This is a genomic window from Aquiflexum sp. (genome assembly GCF_041749095.1).
GTDB lineage: Bacteria > Bacteroidota > Bacteroidia > Cytophagales > Cyclobacteriaceae > Aquiflexum.
Genome location: NZ_JBGTCA010000010.1, coordinates 1 through 3,162 on the forward strand (window position 1 = coordinate 1; position 3,162 = coordinate 3,162).

The following is a 3,162-nucleotide window of genomic DNA, read 5'->3' on the forward strand; positions in this document are numbered from 1 at the left end:
ACCGTACTTTTAAGTGCCTCTACTGCTGATTTGAACTGATTCCCTCTGTCTTCATAATTTTTGAAAAGATCAAAGCTTGCACAGGCCGGAGACAGAAGGACCACATCCCCTTTATCTCCCATATCCAAACCCCAACCGACAGCTTCCTCAATACGCTGTGTTTCCTTGATTACAGGGATTACCCCTTCAAATGCCTTTCTCAATTTTTCATTGTCCTTTCCCAAACAGATCAGGGTTTTTACCCTGTCCCTCACAATGGGAAAAAGTATTTTGTAATCATTGCCCTTGTCCACCCCTCCGGCTATCCAAATCAAAGGACCTGAATAACTGTCCAGGGCATAAGCTGTAGCATCTACATTGGTGCCTTTGCTGTCATTCACAAAAGAAACCCCGTTGATATTTGCCACATTTTCCATTCTATGGGCCACATTTTTGAAATCCAATAGTCCCTCTCTTACTACATTTTCCTTCGCTCCTGCCAGTATTGCCGCCAAGGTTGCAAACATGGTATTTAGCATGTTGTGCTTACCTTTCAAGGCTATATCAGAAGGATTGATTTTTATCTTTTTATCCAATATGCCCAATGAGATTTCATTACCATTGTAATAGCCGCCCCTATCGATGGGCTTGGTCAGGTTAACCGGAAAAGTTGTTGCCTGAAGGTTGATATTGCCCAATCCTACTTGGATATTCATATCATCGGCAAAGTAGATCGCTGCATCCTCTTCAGTCATATTATTGAAAAGAGAGATCTTGGATGCTATATAATTGTCCAAACTATAAGCATACCTGTCCAAATGATCCGGCGTGATATTGGTAAGTACTGCGATTTTTGGTTTCAGTGATCTGAATCCGTCAATCTGAAAACTGCTGACTTCCAACACCCACCATGCATGGTCACCATTTACCAATTGGCCCGCCCAACTTTCTCCAACATTTCCGGCCATGCCGACATCTAATCCTGCTTTTTTCATCAGGTGGTATGTTAATAAAGTAGTAGTGGTTTTGCCATTGGTACCGGTTATGGCAATAATTTTTCCTTTGGAATATCTTGAGGCAAATTCCAGTTCATCGATGACCGGAATGCCTTTTTTCAATGCTTTCTTTACAATTGGTGCAGTCAAGGGAATTCCTGGACTTTTGATGATTTCATCGGCTGCCAAGATGAGATTTTCGGAATGAGTGCCCTCTTCAAATTCAATCCCCCATTCTTTGAGGGTTGTTTTCCTGGAGTCACTTATCGATCCCGCATCAGATACCCATACCGCATAGCCTTTCCGATAGGCCAGCAATGCTGCCCCGACTCCACTTTCTCCTGCTCCCAATATGGCTATCATGTGTTTCATTTATCTCAGTTTCAATGTTGCCAATGTGATGATTGCCAATAAAATTCCTACAATCCAGAACCTGGTCACTATTTTGGCTTCATGTATGTTTTTCTTTTGGTAATGATGGTGCAGGGGTGACATCAGGAATATCCTTCGCCCTTCACCGTATTTCTTCCTTGTATATTTGAAATAGCTGACCTGCATGATTACCGATACATTTTCCACAAGAAAAATCCCGCACAGTAAGGGCAATAGTAATTCCTTTCTCAAAGTCAGTGAAAGCACCGCAATCACTCCTCCCAACATCAAGCTCCCGGTATCACCCATAAAAACCTGGGCTGGAAAGGCATTGTACCAGAGGAATCCCACACAGGCTCCCACAAATGCCGCACAGAATATTACCAATTCGCCTGAATTGGGAATAAACATGACACCGAGGTATTGGGAGAAAATGGCATTACCGGATATGTAAGCGAAAATGGCAATGGTAAGCCCAATAATCGCTGAAGTCCCTGCCGCCAAACCATCAATGCCATCGGTGATATTTGCACCATTGGAGATTGCGGAAATGATAAATGTCACCAATAGAATGTACAAAACAGGAGTCAGGTTTTCTCCAAGAAAACCAAGGAAGGTTTCATAATTCAACTCATTGTTTTTCATAAAAGGAATGGTTGTTTTGGCAACTTTCACATCTCTGTAGGCAGGTGTTTCTACTACTCCTTCCTCAATAGAGACCGGATTGGTAAACTCCCTGACAACTACTCCTTCATGAAAATATAGTGTAGCGCCTACAATTACGCCGATGACTATCTGTCCTACAATCTTGAACCTGCCTGCAAGCCCTTCTTTGTTCTTTTGGAATATTTTGATATAATCATCAATGAAGCCAATTGCACCGAGCCAGATTGTGGTAATCAGCAAGAGTATGATATAGACATTGTTGACATTGGCAAAAAGAAGTGTAGGTATGATAATCCCGGCGATCATCATCATGCCGCCCATGGTTGGTGTGCCTTTTTTCTCTGTTTGTCCTTCAAGGCCAAGGTCTCTGACACTCTCTCCGATTTGTTTGCCCCTGATCCAGTCGATGATCCTTTTCCCGAATGTGATGGTAATGATCAAGGAAAAAAGCGCAGCCATCCCTGCCCGAAAGGAGATAAAGCGGAAAACCCCTGTTCCCGGGATGTCCAACACACTGTCCAAATAGTCAAAAATAGGATATAACATATCAGTTTTTATTCAACAGATTGAGCATTTCTCTGACCACCTCACGGTCATCAAAAGGGTACTTAACCCCTTTTATTTCCTGGTAAGTTTCATGGCCCTTACCGGCCACAAGGATGATATCACCCTTTTTTGCCATTACTCCGGCGGTTTTAATGGCCTCTTTTCTATCCGCTATCACCAATGTTTTTTTGAAATCAACCGGATTTACACCAGCTTCCATTTCCCGTAGAATTGCCATAGGTTCTTCATCCCGTGGATTATCAGAAGTGAGAATTACCTTGTCAGAAAACTGGGTCGCTATCTTTGCCATTACCGGTCTTTTGGTCCTGTCCCTGTTTCCTCCACAGCCAACTACGGTTATCACCTGTTCACCGCCCGTCCTTACACCCTGAATGGTTTTGAGCACATTTTCAAGTGCATCAGGAGTATGTGCATAATCCACAATTGCGGTAATTCCATAAACCGATATCTTATCAAACCTACCCTGTGCACCCTGTACTTTGGATAATTGCATCAGGATTTCTTCCTCCTCTTCACCTAGAAGAACAGCAGTCGCAAACACCCCCAAGAGATTGTAGGCATTGAACTGCCCTATCATGCGGAA

3 protein-coding genes are annotated in these 3,162 nt (G+C 43.1%); all 3 read right to left on the bottom strand.

Annotated features, from left to right (window positions below):
• The coding region (gene murD / locus ACEW8O_RS00480; RefSeq protein WP_373492654.1) for a UDP-N-acetylmuramoyl-L-alanine--D-glutamate ligase at window positions 1-1,346 on the bottom strand (1,346 nt) is incomplete at its 3' end.
• Window positions 1,347-2,558 carry a phospho-N-acetylmuramoyl-pentapeptide-transferase gene (gene mraY, locus ACEW8O_RS00485; protein ID WP_373492655.1) on the bottom strand — a complete coding sequence of 404 codons (1,212 nt, stop codon included), beginning with the start codon at window positions 2,556-2,558 and terminating at the stop codon, window positions 1,347-1,349.
• A 1-nt stretch (window position 2,559) separates the two neighbouring features.
• A partial coding sequence (locus tag ACEW8O_RS00490) for a Mur ligase family protein (protein ID WP_373492656.1) occupies window positions 2,560-3,162 on the bottom strand: 603 nt, incomplete at its 5' end.